This window comes from Olivibacter domesticus (assembly GCF_900109575.1).
Lineage (GTDB): Bacteria > Bacteroidota > Bacteroidia > Sphingobacteriales > Sphingobacteriaceae > Olivibacter > Olivibacter domesticus.
In genome coordinates this window covers 591,255-614,078 of the sequence record NZ_FOAF01000001.1, presented here as the reverse complement: position 1 = coordinate 614,078, position 22,824 = coordinate 591,255, and the positions used below count along the sequence as shown (strand labels likewise).

The following is a 22,824-nucleotide window of genomic DNA, read 5'->3' as shown; positions in this document are numbered from 1 at the left end:
GGGTAGTTTACGCAAGGTAATATACTTTTAGGTTAAGCATTTATTTTTTTAGCGCCAAGGCTGTAAAATTTTTCTTTACTTTGCATATAAATTATCTTAGTTATGACTGAAAATGCTGTAAATAAAATCAATACTAGAAGCTTGATTCTTGTATTAATCATTATAAGTGCTGGCATACTGCGCGTTCTGAATGTAGGTAAATTCGGCGATTGGGCAAACTTTACTCCTGTGGGTGCCATCGCGCTATTTGCTGGCACGCATTTTAAGAACAGGTGGGCAGCTTACCTTACTCCATTACTGACATTGTTTTTATCGGACATCATTGTTAATTATGGCTATTATGGAAAAACAACCTTGTTTTATGAAGGCATTGTGTGGGTTTATGCAGCATTTGCTTTAATGGTATTGATAGGTAGCTTCATAAAACGTGTGTCAGCAATAAACGTTCTCCTGGCTGCTATCGGAAGTGTTGTTATTCACTGGCTGATAACGAATTTTGGTGTTTGGCTAGGCGGAATGCTATACCCACAAACATTGGCTGGCCTAGCTGATTGTTATATCAAAGCCATTCCTTTCGAAAAAAATCTTCTATTAGGCAACTTGGCTTATGGAGCCCTCTTGTACGGTGGCTTTGAATGGGCAAAACGTTCTTTCCCAAGTCTATCAACTAAAGTTAATTGGGCAAAGTAGTTCATATTTTGATACTTACGTCTTGCTACTCATACTAACAACTATCTTCTTAACACTCGCAACTCATAACTGACAACTCACAACTAAATAATAATGAATATAGTAGTCTTCACCGGCGCAGGAATCTCCGCTGAAAGCGGCCTTAAGACTTTTAGAGGTGAAGATGGTTTGTGGGAAGGCTACCGAGTAGAGGATGTAGCAACCCCCGAGGCTTGGCATAAGGACCCTGAACTTGTTCAGCATTTCTACAATATCAGAAGAAAGGCTGTCCGTAATGCGCAACCGAACGCGGCACATAAGGCGATCGCTCAACTTGAGGAGAAATTTGATGTTGTGGTGATTACACAGAATATTGACGATCTCCATGAACGGGCAGGTTCAAAGAATATTATTCATCTTCATGGCCTGATTACCAAATCTCAATCTTCATTAGATTCAAATCTCATCTATAACATCGTGGGCGACGAAATAAAAATGGGCCAACTTTGCGAAAAAAGGTCGCAATTAAGACCGCATGTTGTATGGTTTGGAGAGGCTGTTCCCATGATGACGAAGGCTATTGAAGTTTGTAAAACAGCAGACATTTTTCTTATTATAGGCACCTCCTTACAAGTTTATCCTGCCGCTACCCTTATAAATTATGTATCTTATCAGGCAAAAAGAATCCTGATAGATCCGGCCGCCGAAGTACTTAACCAGCAAAATAAAACCATCTTAAACATCCCCGAGAAAGCCAGTCTCGGTGTCCCCAAAGTAGTGAGGCAACTGTTGAACCAATAATTTCCCCTTCATACAATTATTAACATAAAGGCCTATATGTACTTTTTGGCGTCTATTTTATATCAAGATCCAAATTTTATTTCACCCATTTAGTACACCAAATTTTATTTTTGCACATACTTTAAGTAATTGAAAATAAATATATTATATATTTTATATAAATATTACGTTTCAATTTAAAGCAAACACACCAAGTAGATATATTGAAAAGACCAAATAATATTCCGAAAGATCCTCAATAAAATAATAAACAGCTATATTACAACGCATTACACACATTTATTTATCATAAAAGTATAGACACCACACAATATAAACTAATTTATTAGTTTATATAAAACTTAAAAGGAGGGGAGAAGAGGAGGAGATAAAACCCGATAAGCGTTTAGAACTCGTGCCGATCATAGGTTTCCTTGAAATCAGCTCGCATAGCAGCAAAGCGATCTACTATCGTTTTCATAAATGCATCATCCAGCAACTGGAACACACCATTAACACCATCGGTAATGTCTAGTTCAGCTATTTTATAAGTTTGCTCTAAGACACCTTGTTCAAATTTTATAATGAATTTCTGGTTCATTGAAAATATGCTGATCTTACAATCTTTATGTGGTAGTTCTGCAATTGCTCTCATATAAATTTATTTTTTGAAAGGCCCAAAAATAAGCAATTAAAAGAATACGCTTTTATTATTTGTTCTTTCAGCTATGGGTCATTACAACGCCAAATAAAGCAATCCCAATTCAATGCGCTTATTAGTAATAGAACCGTTAAGAGGAGTGTATTACTATTCAAAAATTTCTATTTAACATAATATAAATTATAAGAATAATATAGTAGCCTTATAAGAAGACTATCAATCGTATTACTTTTGCAGCAATTTTATATAAAGCCATTCTTTTGGCTTTTTTGAGCGGACTAATGGCTTAAATGAAATATCCGCCAGTTATTTTCCAACATTTCCTACAAAATATATTATTTTTTTCAACAACACCAACATTAAACTTAAAAAAATTAAAAAAACACATGATATATAGACATAAAAATTCATTATATCTGTCAAAAAAGTTATATATTTAAAGTATTTTAACATTTATACACATATATTGAACAATATTTAAAATATTATATGTTTTATTGTTGCAAATACAACGAAAATTACTTAAAATTATCAAATAATCATTAAATACAACTGATATGTCGAAAGAACACTTTCTAAATGAATACATATATCATGAAAATACATGGGATGAGATGTATGATTCAAAAAATATCAGACAACAATACAGTCATGTCTTTTCGATGTTAAAGAATCTGGATGTTGATAGCATGAGTAATAGGCATCGTTTAGCTGGTGAGCTATTCCTCAATCAGGGAATTACATTTACCGTTTATAATAATAACGAGGGTATTGAACGTATTTTTCCCTTCGACATCATTCCGCGAATAATTACCGGAGATGAATGGAACGAAATTGAAAAAGGCATTATACAACGCTTAAAAGCTTTAAACTTATTTCTAAAAGATATTTACCATGAACAACAGATACTCCATGATGGTATTGTGCCATTAGAGCTAATTGCTAGCTGTCCTCATTATACACGTGAGGCATATGGCATTCGAGTACCACATGATATTTATGTACACATATCGGGTATAGATTTAATCAGAGGAAGCGATGGCAAATTTTATGTGTTAGAAGATAATTTGCGAACACCATCAGGTGTAAGCTATATGCTCGAAAATAGAGAAGTAACCAAACGGATATTTCCCGATATACTTTCTACTTCTAATGTGCGAAGCGTAACCCACTACCCTATGCTCTTACATGAAATTTTACTTGAGCTTGCAGCCTCTCAGATAGCTGATCCATATATCGTTATCTTAACGCCAGGCATATTTAATTCTGCTTATTACGAGCATACTTTCTTGGCCAAACAAATGGGCGTAGATTTGGTTGAAGGAAGAGATCTGGTTGTTGATAACCATAAAGTTTATACGAAAACCACAAAGGGATTGAAACAAGTTAATGTTATTTATCGCCGTGTGGATGACGAGTATTTAGATCCCTTGGTCTTCAAGCAAGATAGTTTGTTAGGTGTTCCTGGCTTATTAAGTACTTATCGTAAGGGAAATGTTGCCATTGTTAATGCCGTGGGAAATGGCGTAGCAGATGATAAAGCGGTATACGCCTACGTGCCCGAAATGATTAAGTACTACTTAAATGAGGAACCTATTCTAAACAATATACCTACATACCAACTTAGCGATCCTGAGGCACTTAAATACGCTATATCAAACATCAACAACCTGGTTATAAAAAACACGAACCAATCGGGTGGATATGGAATGATTATGGGAAACTCAATAAATGAACGTGATTGGCTGAAAGCAAAGGCTGAAATAGAGAAAAATCCACGGAATTACGTTGCGCAACCCATTATTCAATTAAGTACCGTTCCCTGTTTTATTAACGGCAAAATACAACCTCGGCATGTGGACCTCCGTCCTTACGCACTATACGGTCCTCAAGGTATTAAGCTCGTGCCTGGTGGTTTAACTAGAGTAGCCTTAACAGAAGGTTCATTAGTAGTTAATTCTTCTCAAGGCGGAGGCAGTAAAGATACGTGGATCATTGATAACCCAACAAGTAATTAAATATGTTAAGTAGAATAGCAGATTCCTTATTCTGGTTAAGTAGGTATATGGAACGTGTAGAAGAAATGCTTCGTGTAGCCAGAACGCATTATATATACTCACTTGATAAAAACATTAACAGCGGTAATTGGAAACCTATCCTACAGGCTTTTAGTGATTTGCAGGATGAAAAGGCCGAGCTCTTTGAGAATGATAGTTATGCAGCGCTACACTACTTATTGCTGGATAATAGCAATGAGAATTCAACTAAAAACATTATTCATCGTGCACGTGAAAACGCACGAGGTATCCAGGATCATATTACTAGAGAGGTTTGGGAGGAAGTAAATTCTATCTATCACTTAACCAATAGACCTTTTGTAAAGCTTAAATTAGCCAGCTCAGATGCATTAGAAATCATTGATTTATTCTTAAAACACAGCATGATGTACGCTGGCGTTGCGGATGTGACAATGCAGAGAGGAACGGGTTGGAATGTAATGAAATTAGGAAAGTTTGTTGAGCGTAGCATTGAAGCGCTTGTCCTCACTGATAAGCAATGTGAATTATTTGATTACGACTTATCAAAGGAACAAGATATTACCAATTGGCGTTTTCTACTTTTATCATTGGCCGGTTATGAAGCATACCTCAAAGGTTATAGAAGTTCAAAGCATAACTTGCAAATACTTCAACAGGTAATATTTAATGCCGATTTTCCGCACTCCGTGATATATGGATTGAACCAGATAGAACGTTCGTTGGCTATACTTATTAAAGAAAACAGCAGTCCGGAGGTTCCAGACCTCTTAAGAACTTTTGGAAGAATCCATAGCAAGATACGCTTCACTGAACCGTCATCCCTTATGGAAACGGATATTAAACAATTTTTCCAGGAGCTTAAACAAGATTTACATAGTTTTAATACAAAATTGAGGTTACTTTTTTTCTCCTATTAAATAAAATCTTTCTGCCATGGCTATCTACACAATAACTCATATCACTAAATACACTTATGAAAAACCAGTGATTGAAAGTATAAACGAGATTCGTATTTTCCCTTATATCTGTAAAGAACAAGAATTGCTAAATCAGGATCTAAATATCAGCTACTCACCTATCCTGCATATTTACACAGATTATTGGAAAAATAAAGTAGCCACTTTCTCGATATTACATCCCCACCAGGAGTTGGTGGTAGAAAATCATCTCACCGTTAGAACCACCTCCCCACATTTAATCCAAGTGAATTTTCATAGTGATTTCACGCAGTTAAGCATAGAGGCTTCTAAAAACTTGTACCTTATTGAATTAATGAAGTCAGAAAAAATAAGAAATCAGCAACTGATTAATGAAATAGCAACTAGTATTACGCAAGACAACTTAAGTGTAGCACAAGCTGTTGAAAAATGTAGCAGTTATATATTTAAACATTTTAAATATGTGCAAGGTATCACGGACATTGAAACAACTATTGATGAAATTCTTCAGCATAAAGCAGGAGTATGTCAAGATTTCGCTCATTTAATGTTACAAATACTTAGAACACTAAATATCCCTTGTCGTTATGTAAGCGGATACATCTGTCCGAATAAAACCGATATGCGTGGTGAGGGTGCCACACACGCGTGGATTGAAGCCTATATCCCACAATTTGGTTGGGCGGGGATTGATCCTACAAATAATACCTGGGTAACGAATTATCACGTTAAATTAGCGATAGGCAGGAGCTTTAAAGATTGCTCTCCCGTCAAAGGAACCTTTCGAGGCAATTGCCATCAGTCACTTTCTGTCCATGTTTCCATCCGTTACGAAGACGGAAAGTCTTTTGAACAAACAAACGCAGTTAAAAGACGTGATCCGTTTTTGATTCCTGAATATTTAGATAATAATCCAATGGGTAACCAACAGCAACAGCAATAATATTTTTAATATTTTCTATTCCTCCTGGGTATTTTATAAAAGGGCCTCTCTTATCCGAGTTAGCTTAACAAGCAGCTCTTCCAGCAAATCCAGATGTAACATGTTCGCACCATCGGATTTAGCATTGGCGGGGTCTGGATGTGTTTCAATAAAAAGACCGTCTGCACCGACGGCTATCGCAGCTTTTGCGATTGTCTCTATTAGGGCAGGCTTCCCGCCGGTCACCCCTGTACTTTGATTTGGTTGCTGTAAGGAATGTGTACAATCCATCACCACCGGAACATCAAAAGATTTCATTACTGGAATTCCTCGGAAATCGACTATTAAATCTTGGTATCCAAAAGTATTCCCCCTATCTGTCAGAATGACCTTATCATTACCAGTTTCTATTACCTTATCCACGGCAAATTGCATAGATTCGGCCGACAAGAATTGGCCTTTTTTTATGTTTACAACTTTTCCTGTTTTTCCTGCAGCTACCAATAATTCTGTTTGTCGGCACAAGAAAGCAGGTATTTGCAACACATCTACATAATGAGCCGCCATTTCGGCTTCATGACTTTCGTGAATATCGGTAACCGTTGGAACGCCAAAGGTATTCTTTACCTCTTGCAGTATCTTAAGTGCCTTTTCATCTCCAATTCCGGTAAAAGAATCAACACGGGAACGATTCGCCTTACGATAAGAACCCTTGAAAATATAAGGAATATTTAATTTATCTGTTATATGAACAATACGGTCGGCAATGCGTAAAGCGATCTCTTCACCTTCAATAGCACATGGCCCAGCCATTAGAAAAAAATTGCTAGAATTGCCATGTTTTATTCCAGCTAAAGAATTTATAATCATTATATTTTTAGTATTTGGATGTAAAGATATAAGTATCAAGACATAAGTATCAAGAAAAAAACCTACCTATTAACATTAGAACGGCTTTATCTTGCTGCTTGACGTTTTATTATCTATGCTCTTTTAATTCCCCAGTTCTGACATGAATTTAATTCGCATAAGCTGAATTTCTTCAAATGTGTAATCTTCTGTACCTAGGTCCTTTAATGCGCTATCGATGGAATCAATTTCTGCAGTACGGAAATAATCAAATACTTCATCCTGACGATCGCCATCTATCATTTCATCAATAAAATAATTGAGGTTTAATTTAGTGCCCGAATTTACAATAGATTCCACTTCTCTTAAGATGTCTTCATAAGAAATGCCTTTCGCTGAAGCGATATCATCCAATCCGATTTTTCTATCAATGTTCTGAATGATGGAAACTTTCAAAGCAGACTTGTTCGCTGTACCCTTAATTACGAGGTCAACGGGTCTATCAATATCGTTTTCTTCAACATAAGTTTTGATTAAACTAACAAATTGACCACCAAATTTAACTGCCTTTCCCCCTCCCACTCCATGAATCTGCTTTAACTCATCAATTGTTATCGGATAATGTGTACACATCTCTTCAAGGGAAGGATCCTGAAATATTACAAATGGAGGCAAGCCTTTTGCTTTTGCAATCTTCTTACGCAGATCTTTTAGCATTTGAAGCAATTGTGTATCAAGGGCTCCCCCACCGTGCGATGGCGTTTCTTCCCCTTCCTCCTCTCCTTTTTCCATTGGGTTATTCATGTAAAATTTAATGGAATAAGGATTATTGATAAAGTCCAATCCTCCTCTTGTAAGCTTTAATAACCCATAATTATCTATATCTTTTGAAAGAAAATTATTTAATACCGACTGGCGGAGCAATGATTTCCAATAAGTAAGTCCTTCTTCCTTTCCTGATCCAAAAAAAGGATGTATATCGTGCTTGTAAGAGGATACAGGTTGATTATTCTGACCAATCATCACATTTATGATGTGAAAATCGTCAAATTTTTCTCCCTGTTCTTTAATGAAACTCAATACTTTATGTAACGAATCTTCCGCGTCAAATTGTGCGCGATGACTATTGCAGTTGTCGCACATATTATTACAACCAGTTTCATTGAAATTTTCACCAAAGTAGTGAAGAATCTGTTTTCGTCTACAAACTGAGGATTCAGAATAATCAATAACTTCCTTTAATATCTGTGTTCCTATTTCTCTTTCCGAAACAGGCTTATCTTTCATGAACTTGGTAAGCTTTTCTATATCTTTTTCAGAATAGAAGGCTACACAAACACCTTCTCCGCCATCGCGTCCAGCTCTACCAGTTTCCTGATAATATCCTTCCATGCTTTTGGGAATATCATGGTGAATAACATATCTGACATCTGGCTTATCTATGCCCATACCAAAAGCAATCGTAGCTACAATTACTTCAACATCTTCCATCAAAAACCTATCCTGCGTATCTGCACGTGTTTTTGCATCCAAACCTGCATGATAGGGTAAAGCTTTAATGCCATTAATATTCAAAACTTCTGCTATCTCTTCTACTTTCTTACGACTCAAACAATAAATGATACCGGATTTAGTAGCATTGTTTTTAATAAAACGAACAATCTCTTTTACAACGTTATTTTTCGGCCTTACTTCATAGTATAGATTGGGCCTATTAAAGGACGACTTAAATAAGGTTGCATCGTTCATTTGCAGATTTTTACGAATGTCCGATTGTACCTTTGGAGTTGCTGTGGCTGTTAAAGCTATAATAGGTATATCATTTCCAATACCATTTATTACTTGTCTAATTTTCCTATATTCAGGTCTGAAATCATGCCCCCATTCAGAAATACAATGTGCCTCATCTACTGCTACGAAAGAAACCGTGATGAGTTTTAAAAACTCAATGTTATCGGCTTTTGCTAAAGATTCGGGTGCTACATAAAGTAATTTTGTTTTACCATCCAGTACATCTTGCTTTACCCTGGTAATATCGCTTTTATTAAGTGATGAATTTAAAAAATGTGCTATGCTATCTGTCCCCCCAAAAGCTCTCAACTGATCAACCTGGTTTTTCATTAATGCAATCAGTGGTGATATTACAACAGCAGTCCCTTCGCTCATTAATGCCGGCAATTGGTAGCATATCGATTTCCCCCCACCGGTCGGCATGATCACAAATGTGTCTTTCTTTTGCAGAATATTAGTTATAATGGCTTCTTGGTCTCCTTTGAACGTATCAAAGCCAAAAAAATTCTGCAAATTGTCAAATAATGTTTTTTCTATCTCCATTGTCCTTCCAAAAAATTAAAGAAAGGCTTATGTCTTTTTACTGCTCAAAATAACATAAATTTGCCTTAATTCTTACTAAAATTAATAAAAAATATTCGTGAAAACCAAATCCGACATTGAAAATATTGCCATTAATGCATTAAAGCTTGAAGCAGAGGCCATCACAAATTTGACTAAAAATATCAACGACGAATTCATTAATGCTGTTTTTGCCATTCTCGACATAAAAGGACGAGTAATTATAACCGGAATTGGTAAAAGTGCCATAATAGCACAGAAAATTGTCGCTACCATGAATTCAACCGGCACACCGGCCATCTTTATGCATGCGGCCGACGCTATCCATGGCGACTTAGGAATGATACAACAAGACGATATTGTCATAGCAATTTCTAAAAGTGGAGATACTCCTGAAATTAAGGTGCTTGTACCACTGCTAAAAAATTCCAGCGCAAAGATAGTCGCAATGGTTGGAAATACAAAATCATTCTTAGCAGAACAAGCAGATTTTATACTGGACACTACGGTGACAAGAGAGGCATGCCCTTTAAACCTTGCTCCTACTACCAGTACTACGGCTCAATTGGCTATGGGAGATGCCTTAGCGATCTGTTTATTGGAGTGTCGGTCTTTTACTAACGATGATTTTGCAAAATATCATCCCGGTGGTGCACTTGGCAAAAGGTTATATTTAAAAGTGGAGGATCTAGCTAGTCACAATACAAAACCGCAGGTAAGCTCAACCACAGGAATTAAAGAGGTATTGGTTGAAATAACTAAGAATAGACTGGGGGCTGTAGCAGTAGTAGACAATTCAAAAATTGCAGGCATTATCACCGATGGGGATATTAGAAGAATGCTGGAACAGCATCAACGTATCGAACAGTTAAGGGCATCGGATATCATGGGTAAAAAACCAAAAGTTATCGATTATAAAGAACTAGCCGTTCACGCTTTAGATATGATGCGAAATAATAATATCACGCAATTACTAGCTGTAAAAGAAGGTGCTTACTTTGGAATAATTCATTTACATGATCTTCTAAAAGAGGGTATCATTTAATAATATATAGGTCGCCGCCGATTATGGTCATGAATATATCTAAAAAAAGGCTGCAATCCGTTAGAATTGCAGCCCCTATATCTGTTGGTGATAAAAAATTATAGTGCATTCATCTTTTCAGTAATTTCTTTTGCTTTCGCATCATCACCTTTTAACTGATAATAAAAACGCATATTTTCCCAATAACCTTTTGATTTTGCATCCAACTCTGTTGCTTTTTGCAAATAGGGTAAAGCAGTATCAGCTATTGTATAAGCCTCTTGCAATTTAGCTTTATATTCAGCTTCTTTATTAGTAGGAATTCCACTCGCTGCATTATAAACATCTCTTGCCTGATTCAAAATAATCGCTGCAGCTGCTCCATAATTTCTTGCATCGTCTGGTTTCGCTTCGGTTCCTTTTTTATAAGCGGCAAGAGCTTTTTCAGGTTGCTTAATTGATTCATATGCATATCCCAAGTAAAAAGGAAGATCACCATTTTTAGGATCCGCTGCCATCTGTGCTTCAATATCACTGATTACTTTCTCACTTTTTCCGGTAGTTATATTCAACACAATTTTTTGATTGACTATTTTAGCGCTGTCAGGGAACTTAGATGCTGCCTCATCAATATATTGAACAGCTGATGTAGTATCTCCTTTGCGTAAATAGGCATCTGATAAATTTAGATAAGCATCAGCACTTTTTGGAATCAACTGCTTAAATTTATCGATCGCTTCATCATATTTTTGACTGTTTTGCGCAGCGATACCAGCGTAAAGTGTCAAAATTGAATCGCCAGGCATGTACTTTAATCCATTATTAAATGCAGTATAAGCCGCTTCAAAACTATTGGTTTCAAATGCTTTCACACCGTTACCAATCTCATAATTGGCTAGTAAGCTTCCGGCACGCTCCATATTCCCCTTAATTTCAGCATCTTCTGAGCCTTCATTTAAGCTTTTAGCCTTTAAAAAAGCCTCGCCAGCAGCTTTGTAAGAAGTTTCTCCCTCAGGAGCCTTTCCTGCCTTTTGGTTAATAATAGCATATTCAGAATTAATCAAAGCCAGATAAGTCCATGTTTCTGGAAGATCCTTTGTTTTTTCATGAGCTGCTGCCTTATCAATAGCTTCTTTTGCTTCACCCAACTCTTTCATTGCAAGTTCAGGTAGTTTTTCGACAGCTCCTCCTGTTAAAGTAGCAAAAGAACTATATTTACTTTTCGCCTTATTAAGCTCTCCTTTTTGAGCAAAAGCGCCGGTTGAGCCTAATAACAGTGCAGCTAATAAAATTGATTTGATTTTCATTTTAATAATTTGTTTAATGGTGATAAAACTTTTATAAGCTTTTTATTGCTTATAAAGGTTTCATCGTCTTCTAATTAATGTTAATTTGATTCAACTGATTATTTACTCTTTCCAATTGTACACTATTGCCAGATTTATCAAACAAAACTGCTAAAGATTTTAGGGCATTAACAGCATTTGGATTGATTTCATTGGCTTTTAGTAAATACTCTTGTGCGGTATACTGTTTCTCCAGATTCGAAGTATCTTTCACAAAATCACGTAGGTATAATAAACCAAGCTCATAATTACTGTTATAATCATCCGGGTCCAATTCTAAAGTCTTCTTAAAAAAAACTTCAGCTTTCTCTCTGTCGCCCGTTACCTCGTAAGCGAAACCAAGCAAATAATTGAGGTTAACACTTCCGGGTTCAAGCGCTAACGCCTCATCAGCTAATGGCACTATGGCATCATATGCACCATTTCCCGCGTAAAGATTTAATAACGCAAATAGGATATCTTTGTTTGTCGGAAAAAACTCCCGGCCTTTTAATAACACATTTTGCGCAGCGTTATTGTCGTCATTATTTAGATGCAGCTTAGCCAGTGTTAAAATGTAGTTAGGTTTAGCTGTCGACTTATCTTTAACAAAATCACTATAAAATTTTATGGCTTCATCTTTCCTACCTAATTGCTCGCTTATGAAAGCCAAATTATGTTTCACGCTATCACCATCACTATAAGAGTCAACCTTTGTAAAGAGCTTATAGGCATCCTCATAACTGTTGTTAATTAAAGCTCTATTTGCTCTTATTAAATAAGCATTAGCCAACCGCTTCTTTAAATAGGTTATCTGCGCCTCATTTTCATAGTTCAATTGATCATCATTAAGCCTACTCAACATAAACTCTGCTTCATCAATAGGATCCTTTACATAAGTTTGTGATCTACTGGAATCAGCAACAGCTAAGCTACTGTAAACCAAACCTCTAAGCAACGTGTTGTTATAAGCGGCAGAATCCCTTTTTTCTTTATAAGCTAAATCGGCAAATTTCCGCGCCTCCAATAGATCCTTAATATCTCCGGATTTAGTGTACCTGGCAAAATTATTGTTACCTTCCTTCAGATTAGATTGAGCATAACTAGCTGTTACCCCCAACATAAAGAAGAGGGCCAAACAGCTGCTGATTTGTTTTATAAAATGACTATTATTCATTGATTAATTAATTATAACTAATAGATCAATCGTTCTCTTCATCTTCTTTTTGCTGGTCTTCGGGCTGATTGTCATCCGATGCAGCTGACGTACTCGTATCATCCGCAATTGCATCATCACCTACAACCACATCATCCAGATTTTCTATTACTTCATCCTCATGTTCTACCTTTGTAATAGAAGCAATCTGATCGGTTTCTTTTAAATTAATTAAACGAACGCCCTGAGTAGCCCTTCCCATTGTACGTAATTTGCTTACGGCAATACGAATAACGATTCCAGATCGATTAATAATCATCAAGTCATCATTATCAGTTACACCTTTGATGGCAACCAATTGTCCTGTTTTTTCAGTAACGTTTAAGGTTTTAACTCCTTTTCCCCCTCTATTGGTTACACGGTAATCGTCAATATCTGTACGTTTCCCGTATCCTTTCTCGGAAACTACGAGAATGGTTACATCATTATTATCAACACTAATCATGCCAACAACTTCATCATCGGCTCCAGCTAAGGTAACGCCGCGCACTCCTGTGGCAGTTCTACCCATTGGTCTAACAGTAGATTCATTAAAACGAATGGCTCTACCTGATTTTAGTGCCATAACAATCTCGCTACTACCATTTGTTAAAGAAGCTTCCAAGAGCTGATCACCTTCATTAATGTTAATAGCATTGATTCCGTTTGCTCTTGGCCTTGAATAAGCTTCCAACGAGGTTTTCTTAATGGTGCCGCGCTTTGTACACATTATGATGAAATTATTCTCCAGATATTCCTGATCTTTTAAATTTTTCACTTTAATGTAAGCCTTGATTTTCTCTTCCTTCGGAATATTAATAATGTTCTGGATAGCCCTTCCTCTTGAAGTCCGGGTACCTTCTGGAATTTCAAAAGCTCTAAGCCAGAAACAGCGCCCTGCTTCTGTAAAGAAAAGCATATAATTATGAGCTGAAGCAGTTATAATATGCTCAGTAAAGTCTTCTTCTTTTGTGGTAGAACCTAAGGAGCCCTTTCCTCCTCTCGCTTGTATCCTATATTCGGTCAAAGGTGTGCGCTTAACGTAGCCTTCATGCGAAATAGTGATAACAATTTCTTCATCATCAATAAAGTCCTCCATGCGCATATCTTCTGCTGAATGCACGATGATGGAACGCCGTTCATCACCATATTTTTCCTTAACCTCCAACAGCTCATCTTTAATGATCTTCATCCTTAAACCTTCATCTGCCAGAATAGATTTCAAGTACTCAATAGTTTTCATTAATTCAGCATACTCTTCCTTAATTTTATCACGCTCTAGTCCGGTAAGCCTTCTTAGCGTCATATCTAAGATAGCACGGGCTTGTATATCTGACAACCCAAATTTCTCCATCAAGCCTATGCGGGCGTCTTCTGGTGTTTCTGAAGCACGGATAAGCTGAATAACTTCATCAAGATGATCGAGCGCTATCAGCAACCCTTCAAGAATATGCGCTCTTTTCTCTGCCTCCGCCAATTCAAACTTCGTACGACGGATAATTACTTCATGACGATGTTCCACGAAATGGTGAATCATGTCTTTCAGGTTTAATAACATTGGCCTGCCATGAACAAGGGCAATATTATTTACACTAAATGAAGTTTGTAAAGAGGTGTATTTAAACAGATTATTAAGTACAATAGAAGCATTGGCGTCGCGCTTTATTTCATAAACAATACGCATCCCTTCGCGGTCGGACTCATCTCTTATAGCAGAAATTCCTTCTATTTTTTTATCGTTAACAAGGTCAGCCGTACGCTTAATCATATCAGCCTTATTAACTTGGTAAGGTATTTCCGTTACGATAATTGTTTCCCTATCTCCTTTTGAAACTTCAATTTCAGCTTTAGCGCGCATTACTACACGTCCCCTACCCGTTTCAAAAGCATCTTGCACACCTGCGTGCCCATAGATTACGCCGCCTGTTGGAAAATCGGGTGCCTTAACATGCTGCATCAGCTCGCTGATTTCGATATCTCGATTATCAATGTAAGCAATGGTACCATCAATCACCTCACTTAAATTATGAGGTGCCATATTAGTTGCCATACCCACGGCAATACCAGATGCACCATTTACTAATAAATTAGGGATTTTTGTTGGAAGAACAGTAGGTTCCTGCAATGAGTCATCAAAATTCAGCTGGTAATCAATAGTATCCTTATTGATGTCTGCCAGCATTTCTTCAGCGATCTTTTTCAGCCTCGCTTCTGTATAACGCATGGCCGCTGGGCTATCACCGTCAATTGAGCCAAAGTTACCCTGACCATCAACTAAAGGATACCTCAAACTCCAGTCCTGCGCCATTCTGACCATGGTATCGTAAACAGAAGAATCACCATGGGGGTGATACTTTCCGAGAACATCCCCTACAATACGTGCCGACTTCTTATAAGGTTTACTACTCGTTACTCCCAAATCAAGCATCCCATATAAAACTCTACGGTGCACCGGTTTTAATCCATCACGCACATCTGGCAGGGCTCTTGAAACGATTACCGACATCGAATAATCGATGTAGGCAGCCTTCATTTCCTCTTCTATACTTATAGGTATAATCCGGTCGTTCGCCGGAACCAAATTATCTTCATTTTCTGTTTCGTCAGCCATACTTTTTTAGTTCGTTATATAAACTATTTCGCTTAAGTGCATGCGAAATTAATAAAAATCTTTGGGAATAGAATAATAGGTGTTGGGTATTAGCATTTAACCCCATAAGCGCCCCTTTATAGCCTATTTTTTTGGCAATTTTAAAAGAGGTTCTCTCTCCTGTTAATTAGCCGTTCCACAATTTAATTCAATTAGAAATCAAGCCAGTCGACTCCCTTTCTCAAAAGCCTTAAAGTTTTTTCTTCTTCTGAACCGGGTTTTGCATGGAAATCATACACCCAATTGGCTTGCGGTGGTAAACTCATTAGAATAGATTCGATTCTTCCATTCGTTTCAAGTCCAAATTTAGTACCCGAATCGTACGCTAAATTAAACTCCACATAACGGCTTCGTCTCATAAACTGCCATTGTTTATGAGCCTCGGTATAGATCTTTTTTCTATTTCTTGTAATTAATTCAGTATAGATAGGGAGGAAACTTCTTCCAACATCTTTTGAAAAGGCAAACAGCTGTTCATAACTAATATTGGTATTATCGGGTTTTAAACGATCATAAAAAATACCGCCTATTCCTCTGGTTTCATTTCTATGTTTTATAAAGAAATAATCATCTGCCCATTTTTTAAACTGTTGATAGAAGCTATCCTTGTAAAGGGTACACGTATTGTTTAAATACTGATGAAAAAAGGAGGCGTCTTCCGGAATAACGTAATGAGGTGTTAAATCTATGCCTCCCCCAAACCACCTCACCTCCTCATTAAGCTCAAAATAACGTATATTCATATGTATAATAGGAACCCATGGATTACTTGGATGAATCACAATAGATACACCCGTAGCAAAAAAATCATCTTCATTAACATTAAAAGCTGTTTTGATTTTTTCCGGAAGCTTACCATGTACCGCTGAAAAATTAACACCCCCTCTTTCAATTACATCTCCATTTTCAATAATCCTCGTGCGTCCACCGCCTCCACCTTCCCTTTCCCAGACTTCTTCTTTAAAGATTGCACCTCCATCAGCTATTTCCAATCCCTTACATATTTCATCTTGAATTTGCTGGTAGGCCACAGCAATATCATCTCTATTAATCATGGGAGCAAAGATAATAATTTACACTTTAAGCGATCCACAATATACGCTATCAGATATCGCATCGTGCATATCGGATATGAAGGCTATATAGCTATGTAAAACAGTTCCTGATGAAAGGTCCTCGCCTTCAATTGAAATTACTTCTTGCTCCTCGTCATGAGAAGCACCGCCCAAGATCATATGCCCATATGTATTATGTTCGTCAAAAACCAGCAACATCACACGTTGTCTCTTGCAGTTTATATGACGTTTCCAACTAAAAATTAGTTTATCATCAATAAGTTTTACAAATGGATGCTGTGGAGGAAGGAGATTCCCCTTAGCTACTAACACTGCGCTGTAATTTAAAGTAAGTTCAGGATATTCACCTGCTATAGCATACTTTTTATTATAGCTGATGGCCGCATTAAAGGCAGAGATGTTTTTTATTCTGGCATCCTCGGCAAAACCCAAACGAATAAAATTTTTAATCTTCTGAAGAAAAACTTGCGTAATACGCATGCGCTCACGGTTACTTAGTTCTTTATCTGAAGGTTTTTTTGTTCTTTTTTTGGGAAGTCCTCTTATCACAGGTATTCCACGCCATTCATACCCAATAACACTTCCTACTTTGCCTTTAAAGGTGCCATTTGCTCCGTTTCTATTGATTGCCATTTCTTGTTTGAATAATAGGTTTATAATGAAACGAATTTAACAAAAAGTCAGTAAAGTTTTTATATCTAACAGAATATTTAATAAATAATCAATCGAACATAACAGGGAGATTACAAGGATATATCCCTATAATCTCCCTGTTATGTCCCTGTTATCTCCCTATAAAGTCCCTATTAAAATAGGTAACTTGGTTACTTCTATACCGTGACAATTGAATCTGATCAGCTACAGGGTCATAGAACTTATTAAATTCGGTCAAAATATTATCAGTAAAAAGACATAACAAGCTGTATTTAAGCGTAAAAAACAATAAACACTTACCTGGGTCTCTTGCATATATTGGAAATCCAGGTAAATCAACTTATCTTTGTTCTATCATAATTTAGGTTTATAATTGGTTAGTAAAGGTCCTCAATCTCCCCGGTTGAGGCCTTTTTTTGTTTAGGGCTAATTGAAAACATTTCTACATTAAATTTTTCTTTTATTAACACTTACATTTGTCTATTCTTACGCATATGAAAATCCTAATAATTGAAGATGAAGCGCGTATTGCGCAGCTCATTCAAAGAGGCCTTGAAGAAACTGGTTATAAAGTAACTGTCGCATACGACGGTCTGCTGGGGAAGAAACTAGCGTTTCAAAACGCATATGATCTTATTATTACTGATATTATTCTTCCTAAACTCAATGGTATCGATTTATGTAGAGAAATCAAGGAGGTAAATCCGGACCTGCCTATCATTATGTTAACGGCGTTGGGAACCACCGATGATAAAGTAGAGGGTTTTGATGCCGGCGCAGACGATTACTTAGTCAAACCCTTTGATTTTAGGGAGTTGGAAGCACGCATTAAGGTACTGCTAAAAAGAAAAGATAATACATCGGGTATTGTTTCTGCTGTTCTACGCGTAGGCGATTTAGAAATGAATCTCCACTCAAAAACGGTTAAACGGGGCGAAAATGAAATTAGTTTAACCCCAAAAGAATTTAAGCTGCTGGAATATATGATCAGAAATAAAGACAGGGTGCTTCCACGAGTAGAGATAGCCGATAAGGTCTGGGATACCACTTTTGATACAGGCACTAATTTTATTGATGTATATATAAATTATCTACGAAAAAAAATAGATAAGGATTATGATATAAAGTATATACACACGAAGCCTGGTATGGGCTTTATTTTTAAAACTATCCCATAATTCTTTCTTGTTAAGTTAAAAGCATATTTCTAATGAAGATAAGAACCAAACTTACATTATTGTATTCATTGCTTTTTGCTGGTATCCTATTAGTATTCGCGCTCTTTTTTTATATTTCCTTTTCTAATGATCAAAAAGAGGAATTCTATGACCAAATTAAACAACGCGCTATTACCAAAGTTTACTTCTTATTTGATTTAAACATCAAACCTGAAGTGCTTCAAACAATTTACGCCAATAACACGCCGAGAATAGTTAATGAGGAAGTGGCCATATACGATCATAATTATCACCTGGTATATCACGATGCGGAAAATAAAGATATTGTTAAAGAAACAAAAGGACTTCTCGATTCTATAGCCCTGCACAAAGAGGTTCGATATCATTTCGGCAAATACAATGTCACCGCATTTACACTCGAACACGATAATAAATCATACATAATTACTGCAGCGGCAATAGATCGATATGGCGAAGAAAAATTGGGTACTATTCTTGAATACCTTGCTATTGCTTTCTGCCTTTCCATCTTATTAATCATAGTTGCTGGTAGGTTCTCTGCCGAACAGGCGCTTAAACCTGTATCGAACATGGTAAAAAATGTAGACGAAATAACGGCCAACAATCTTGATTCGAGAATAAGTATTGGTAATGGAAAAGATGAACTAGCAGAACTGGCTATTACCTTTAATGAAATGCTTAATAGATTAGAAAAATCTTTTACGGCACAGAAAGAATTTGTTTCTAATATAGCGCATGAATTGCGTACTCCTCTTTCTTCAATTATTACTGAACTGGAATTATCTACAAATAAGCAACGGAGTATCCAGCAATATCAAGATATTATAAAACTAACGCTAACGGATGCGCAATCGCTCGCTAAGCTTACTAATAGCTTATTAGATTTAGCAAAAGCAAGCTATGACCCAGCGCAGATATCTTTCAGAACGATCAGGATAGACGAAGTTCTCTTAGATGCAAGACAACAGCTCCAAAAGCAAAATCCCCTCTATTATATCAAAATTAATTTTGACGAAATTCCGGCTATTGAAGAGGTTATTATGATGAATGGAAATGCTTATCTCCTACAGGTGGCATTTGCAAATATTATGGATAATGCATGCAAATTTTCCGACGACCATGCTTGCGATGTATATATATCTTATCAAAACCAATATACAATACTTAGTTTTACTGATAAAGGGGTCGGTATAAGCGAGGAAGATATCAATAAAATCTTCACTCCTTTTTATCGCGGAAGAAATAAAATCCATTCCCCAGGATATGGGGTTGGTATGGCCCTTTGCAAAAAAATTATCGGACTACACCATGGTCAGATAAGAGTCTCTTCTTCAATAAATGTGGGTACAAACTTTAAAATAATGCTCCCGCACGTAAGTAGTTAAGTAGCAAGATTACATTAGTTGTGAGTTGCCAGTTATGAGTTGTGAGCATCAAACCATTTACTCGTTCATAGTTCATTACTCATAGTTCTTCATTCATAGTTCATCACTCACTTCGCTCTAACGATTTTCTAATAAAAATATAAAGGCTTTCTAACGGCTGTTCAGCTTATCATTTTTCAATTTTGTCATGAATTAAAAAATGAATTTATGAACCCAACATGATTAAGATAATCATTAAACGCACAGGGCAATGATTATCTTAATCATCAAAGGCTCCATCTAACAGCTAAAAAACAAAATATAAACAGATGAAAAAAATTGTTTTCATGAGCCTATTGTTCAGCTTGTTTCTCCTGCCATCCGTCTATGCGCAAAAATTAAAGCTTATGGAGGCGCTTAAGCAAGCTAGTAAATCAAATCCTGATTTAAAAACAGTAGCTTATCAAATAAATGTGGCACAAGCCGACAGTACAACGGCAGCTTTACGGCCAAACCCTATTTTCCATAATGAAACCATTCAGTTGGCGCAGAATAAAAATTTTGCCGCGAATACAACGTGGTCGGATCCTTTAAACAGGCAGGTTATGTTTACCCTCACCAAGCCTTTTCAGTTAGCTGGTCAACGTCAGAAAAAAATTCAACTCGCAAATCAGCATATTGATCTTGCTCAAAAAGGTTACCAAGAAAATCAGCGACAAGTATTTGCGGATGTTGCATTAAAATGGATGGAAGTATATACTGCTCATAAACAATTGGATATACTTCGAATAGCTAAAAGTAATGTCGATTCGCTCAGCGACATCAATTCGATTCGCATGGAAAAACAGGTGATTACACAAACGGATTTCATGCGTACCCAGTTATTGGCAAAAGAATATGAGTTAAAAGTAAGATCTGCGGAACAAGATCTAAAAAATAGATTAACAGAACTTTCTTACCTCGTTGGGGCTAAATCATTGGAAGATATAGACATGAATGATCAATTTGTATTAGGGATAGCGAATAATGGTGACACTTTGCTGCAGAAAGCTTTATCTTATAGAAGTGATATCAAACTGGCACAATCACTCATTACTGTTTCCGATAAAAATATTAGTTTACAAAAAAGCTTGGCCGTTCCGGTACCTGAATTTGGTTTTATGTGGAACCCACAGAACACCATAAATTACGTTGGGTTTGCGCTAACTTTTGATCTCCCTCTTTTTTCACGTAATCAAGGGGAGATAAAAAAAGCATATGTTCTTAAAAACCAATCCGAACAACAATACCAGGCCATTAAAAACAAGGCACAGTCGGAAGTTACAACCGCTTATGCAAGTTATCTAACACAGCAACAGAATACACATAAGTTTACGGACGGTTTACTGCTGCAGTCTGAACATATTTTAAACAACGTTAAGTATGCATATCTAAGGGGTGGCACCACCCTTATTGATTTCCTGGAAGCGCAAAGGAGCTGGCTTGAAACGCAGCAGCAATACTATGACGCACTCCAATCTTATCGACAAAGCTATATCCAATTGCTCTATGCTACCGGGTTGATTACACAACTGGTTCAGTAGGTCGCTATTAATTAAAATGAATTGTCCATTTAATGTTTAACAATCAATTTCTAATGAAATCATATATTTTTTTATTGTGCACATCCCTACTAGGGGTAAGTTGTACCTCTCATCAGGCCGATACCTCCACTAAAGTCGAGGCGCCAATAATAAACAATGGCGGACAGCAGATTATTTTTAAAGATAATGCCATGAAGAGTTTCTTTAAAACGGATAAGGTAAGCGACGGTGCGTTATCAGCTTCCTATACCGCTCCCGGAAAAATTGCCGCTACTGTTGTTGCTTCCGTTGCCGGAGCTTCGCAAAACGTGGTATTATTTGATAATCCTGATTTGGCGAGTAGTTATACTGCGCTGGCTCAACATCAAACGAATATCCATCAAATTCAACAGATAAATATCAAACAAAAAGAAATCGAATTGGAAAGAGCATCCGATTTACTTAATCATGGTGCAGCCACTGGTAGAGACGTATTGGAAGCACAAACAGCTCTTGCTTCAGAAAAAAGTAACCTTGCAAATGAAAAAGCTGCACTTATACAACATGAGGCTGATTTAAAGCAAGGAGGATTTAACCCGGAAGCACTTCGCAGAGCACCCGTTGGTAAGGCCTATGTAATATGCGATATTCCTGAAAATCAAATCAGTAATATTCATGAGGGGGCTAAATGTAACATTACTTTCTCTGCATACCCGAATAAAACCTTCACAGGTGTAGTAGAAGACGTCGCGGATGTAGTCGACAATATTACCAGAATGATCAAGCTCCGCGTCAGTATTTTGGGAAACAGTGAGCTGTTAAAAGCGGGTATGTTTGCACAGGCTTCTTTCGACCTAAAAAATACCGGCGACAATATTACTATAGGAAAAGAATCACTCATTACGGTTGATGGGAAAGACTATGTTTTTATTAAAAAAGGCGATGGCCAATTTGAACGGAAACAAATCCATACCGGACAACAGATAGGTGAACGCCTGGTTATTCTAGATGGATTAAAACCAAAAGATCAGGTTGTCACTACAGGAGCAATTCAATTAAAAGGATTGTCATTTGGCTACTAAGTTAATGGTTCAAAAAAAAATGGCCTGAATCACCGAGAGCTCAAGCCGAAGTAAAAATCACACAAACATGTTACAGGTACAGATATTTATCGACAAGAACGAATTCATGCACAGCCAGCCGCTTTATGAATTCATTATGCAGTTTCTAATAAAACATCGCATTAAAGGGGCCACCGCTTTTAACGGAAGCCTTGGATATATAAACGGACATCATCTCAATAGGCCTAACGATTTATTTAGTTTCGATGAGGTACCACTTCTTATCACCTTTATCGATGAAAATGACAAAGTAAACGAAGTATTAAAAGCCTTCAGAACCGTTACCAAAGCAGGTTACATCGTGGTACATGAGGTAAGAGAATGGGTGGATTAGTTAAGTAGTTGAGTAGGGAAATAGTTGAGTAGTCAAGTAGAGAGTAGTTGAATATGTCTTGATACTCACAACTCGTAACTGATAACTCACAACTAACATAATCTTGCTAC

The 22,824-nt window shown here is 36.8% G+C and carries 19 protein-coding genes; 11 read left to right on the top strand and 8 right to left on the bottom strand.

The window, feature by feature from the left end:
• Positions 1-102: 102 nt before the first annotated feature.
• Entirely contained in the window at positions 103-690 is a 588-nt protein-coding gene (locus tag BMY50_RS02500; protein ID WP_093317882.1) for a DUF6580 family putative transport protein, read from the top strand.
• A 93-nt stretch (positions 691-783) separates the two neighbouring features.
• Positions 784-1,470, top strand: a complete 687-nt coding sequence (locus tag BMY50_RS02495; RefSeq protein WP_093317881.1) for an SIR2 family NAD-dependent protein deacylase — start codon at positions 784-786, stop codon at positions 1,468-1,470.
• A gap of 385 nt (positions 1,471-1,855) precedes the next feature.
• On the opposite strand, the gene BMY50_RS02490 is transcribed toward BMY50_RS02495, so the two are convergent.
• Positions 1,856-2,104 carry a hypothetical protein gene (locus BMY50_RS02490; RefSeq protein WP_093317880.1) on the bottom strand — a complete coding sequence of 83 codons (249 nt, stop codon included), beginning with the start codon at positions 2,102-2,104 and terminating at the stop codon, positions 1,856-1,858.
• Positions 2,105-2,667: 563 nt separating this feature from the next.
• Here BMY50_RS02490 and BMY50_RS02485 point away from each other — a divergent pair.
• Genes BMY50_RS02485 through BMY50_RS02475 form a run of 3 tightly spaced genes read left to right on the top strand, consistent with a single transcriptional unit; the run spans position 2,668 to position 6,030 of the window.
• Positions 2,668-4,128: a circularly permuted type 2 ATP-grasp protein gene (locus BMY50_RS02485; RefSeq protein ID WP_093317877.1), complete on the top strand. Its 1,461-nt coding sequence runs from the start codon at positions 2,668-2,670 to the stop codon at positions 4,126-4,128.
• 2 nt (positions 4,129-4,130) lie between these two features.
• Entirely contained in the window at positions 4,131-5,066 is a 936-nt protein-coding gene (locus BMY50_RS02480) for an alpha-E domain-containing protein (protein ID WP_093317874.1), read from the top strand.
• 16 nt (positions 5,067-5,082) lie between these two features.
• The gene (locus tag BMY50_RS02475; RefSeq protein ID WP_093317870.1) at positions 5,083-6,030 is read left to right on the top strand and encodes a transglutaminase family protein; all 948 of its coding nucleotides are present in this window, start codon (positions 5,083-5,085) and stop codon (positions 6,028-6,030) included.
• Positions 6,031-6,063: 33 nt separating this feature from the next.
• Here BMY50_RS02475 and kdsA read toward each other — a convergent pair whose 3' ends face one another.
• Entirely contained in the window at positions 6,064-6,879 is an 816-nt protein-coding gene (kdsA, locus tag BMY50_RS02470) for a 3-deoxy-8-phosphooctulonate synthase (protein WP_093317868.1), read from the bottom strand.
• Positions 6,880-7,002: 123 nt separating this feature from the next.
• Entirely contained in the window at positions 7,003-9,192 is a 2,190-nt protein-coding gene (gene recQ / locus BMY50_RS02465) for a DNA helicase RecQ (RefSeq protein WP_093317866.1), read from the bottom strand.
• 97 nt (positions 9,193-9,289) lie between these two features.
• Here recQ and BMY50_RS02460 point away from each other — a divergent pair, with 97 nt between their 5' ends.
• Positions 9,290-10,255, top strand: coding sequence for a KpsF/GutQ family sugar-phosphate isomerase (locus BMY50_RS02460; protein ID WP_093317864.1), 966 nt, complete (start codon positions 9,290-9,292; stop codon positions 10,253-10,255).
• A gap of 98 nt (positions 10,256-10,353) precedes the next feature.
• Here BMY50_RS02460 and BMY50_RS02455 read toward each other — a convergent pair whose 3' ends face one another.
• From BMY50_RS02455 to BMY50_RS02435, 5 genes are all read right to left on the bottom strand, one after another.
• On the bottom strand, positions 10,354-11,541 hold the full coding sequence (locus BMY50_RS02455; protein ID WP_093317862.1) for a tetratricopeptide repeat protein: 1,188 nt from the start codon (positions 11,539-11,541) through the stop codon (positions 10,354-10,356).
• A gap of 70 nt (positions 11,542-11,611) precedes the next feature.
• Positions 11,612-12,736: a tetratricopeptide repeat protein gene (locus BMY50_RS02450; protein ID WP_093317860.1), complete on the bottom strand. Its 1,125-nt coding sequence runs from the start codon at positions 12,734-12,736 to the stop codon at positions 11,612-11,614.
• 25 nt (positions 12,737-12,761) lie between these two features.
• Entirely contained in the window at positions 12,762-15,365 is a 2,604-nt protein-coding gene (gene gyrA, locus BMY50_RS02445) for a DNA gyrase subunit A (RefSeq protein ID WP_093317857.1), read from the bottom strand.
• A 191-nt stretch (positions 15,366-15,556) separates the two neighbouring features.
• Positions 15,557-16,459 (bottom strand): oxygen-dependent coproporphyrinogen oxidase, encoded by a 903-nt coding sequence (gene hemF / locus BMY50_RS02440; RefSeq protein WP_093317856.1) that lies wholly within the window; start codon positions 16,457-16,459, stop codon positions 15,557-15,559.
• Positions 16,460-16,477: 18 nt separating this feature from the next.
• A complete protein-coding gene (locus tag BMY50_RS02435; protein WP_093317855.1) occupies positions 16,478-17,113 on the bottom strand; it encodes a DUF6266 family protein in 636 nt (211 codons plus the stop codon).
• Positions 17,114-17,628: 515 nt separating this feature from the next.
• Between BMY50_RS02435 and BMY50_RS02430 the strand changes: the two genes are divergently transcribed.
• The 5 genes from BMY50_RS02430 (at position 17,629) to BMY50_RS02410 (ending at position 22,714) form a co-directional block, all read left to right on the top strand.
• Complete coding sequence (locus tag BMY50_RS02430; RefSeq protein ID WP_093317854.1) at positions 17,629-18,312, top strand: response regulator transcription factor; 684 nt, start codon at positions 17,629-17,631, stop codon at positions 18,310-18,312.
• A gap of 32 nt (positions 18,313-18,344) precedes the next feature.
• Positions 18,345-19,718 (top strand): HAMP domain-containing sensor histidine kinase, encoded by a 1,374-nt coding sequence (locus BMY50_RS02425; RefSeq protein ID WP_093317853.1) that lies wholly within the window; start codon positions 18,345-18,347, stop codon positions 19,716-19,718.
• Between the two features lie 308 nt (positions 19,719-20,026).
• Entirely contained in the window at positions 20,027-21,280 is a 1,254-nt protein-coding gene (locus tag BMY50_RS02420; RefSeq protein ID WP_093317831.1) for a TolC family protein, read from the top strand.
• Between the two features lie 53 nt (positions 21,281-21,333).
• A complete protein-coding gene (locus BMY50_RS02415) occupies positions 21,334-22,341 on the top strand; it encodes an efflux RND transporter periplasmic adaptor subunit (protein WP_093317830.1) in 1,008 nt (335 codons plus the stop codon).
• Between the two features lie 67 nt (positions 22,342-22,408).
• On the top strand, positions 22,409-22,714 hold the full coding sequence (locus BMY50_RS02410) for a DUF190 domain-containing protein (protein WP_093317829.1): 306 nt from the start codon (positions 22,409-22,411) through the stop codon (positions 22,712-22,714).
• Positions 22,715-22,824: the final 110 nt, after the last annotated feature.

Excerpts from the sequence above, each read along its gene's own strand:
- BMY50_RS02435 (WP_093317855.1), bottom strand. The coding sequence starts at position 17,113 with ATGGCAATCAATAGAAACGGAGCAAATGGCACCTTTAAAGGCAAAGTA.
- BMY50_RS02415 (WP_093317830.1), top strand. The coding sequence starts at position 21,334 with ATGAAATCATATATTTTTTTATTGTGCACATCCCTACTAGGGGTAAGT.
- BMY50_RS02500 (WP_093317882.1), top strand. The coding sequence starts at position 103 with ATGACTGAAAATGCTGTAAATAAAATCAATACTAGAAGCTTGATTCTT.
- BMY50_RS02475 (WP_093317870.1), top strand. The coding sequence starts at position 5,083 with ATGGCTATCTACACAATAACTCATATCACTAAATACACTTATGAAAAA.
- BMY50_RS02450 (WP_093317860.1), bottom strand. The coding sequence starts at position 12,736 with ATGAATAATAGTCATTTTATAAAACAAATCAGCAGCTGTTTGGCCCTC.
- BMY50_RS02485 (WP_093317877.1), top strand. The coding sequence starts at position 2,668 with ATGTCGAAAGAACACTTTCTAAATGAATACATATATCATGAAAATACA.
- BMY50_RS02410 (WP_093317829.1), top strand. The coding sequence starts at position 22,409 with ATGTTACAGGTACAGATATTTATCGACAAGAACGAATTCATGCACAGC.
- gyrA (WP_093317857.1), bottom strand. The coding sequence starts at position 15,365 with ATGGCTGACGAAACAGAAAATGAAGATAATTTGGTTCCGGCGAACGAC.
- BMY50_RS02455 (WP_093317862.1), bottom strand. The coding sequence starts at position 11,541 with ATGAAAATCAAATCAATTTTATTAGCTGCACTGTTATTAGGCTCAACC.
- BMY50_RS02420 (WP_093317831.1), top strand. The coding sequence starts at position 20,027 with ATGAAAAAAATTGTTTTCATGAGCCTATTGTTCAGCTTGTTTCTCCTG.
- BMY50_RS02480 (WP_093317874.1), top strand. The coding sequence starts at position 4,131 with ATGTTAAGTAGAATAGCAGATTCCTTATTCTGGTTAAGTAGGTATATG.
- kdsA (WP_093317868.1), bottom strand. The coding sequence starts at position 6,879 with ATGATTATAAATTCTTTAGCTGGAATAAAACATGGCAATTCTAGCAAT.
- hemF (WP_093317856.1), bottom strand. The coding sequence starts at position 16,459 with ATGATTAATAGAGATGATATTGCTGTGGCCTACCAGCAAATTCAAGAT.
- BMY50_RS02430 (WP_093317854.1), top strand. The coding sequence starts at position 17,629 with ATGAAAATCCTAATAATTGAAGATGAAGCGCGTATTGCGCAGCTCATT.
- BMY50_RS02495 (WP_093317881.1), top strand. The coding sequence starts at position 784 with ATGAATATAGTAGTCTTCACCGGCGCAGGAATCTCCGCTGAAAGCGGC.
- BMY50_RS02425 (WP_093317853.1), top strand. The coding sequence starts at position 18,345 with ATGAAGATAAGAACCAAACTTACATTATTGTATTCATTGCTTTTTGCT.
- BMY50_RS02490 (WP_093317880.1), bottom strand. The coding sequence starts at position 2,104 with ATGAGAGCAATTGCAGAACTACCACATAAAGATTGTAAGATCAGCATA.
- recQ (WP_093317866.1), bottom strand. The coding sequence starts at position 9,192 with ATGGAGATAGAAAAAACATTATTTGACAATTTGCAGAATTTTTTTGGC.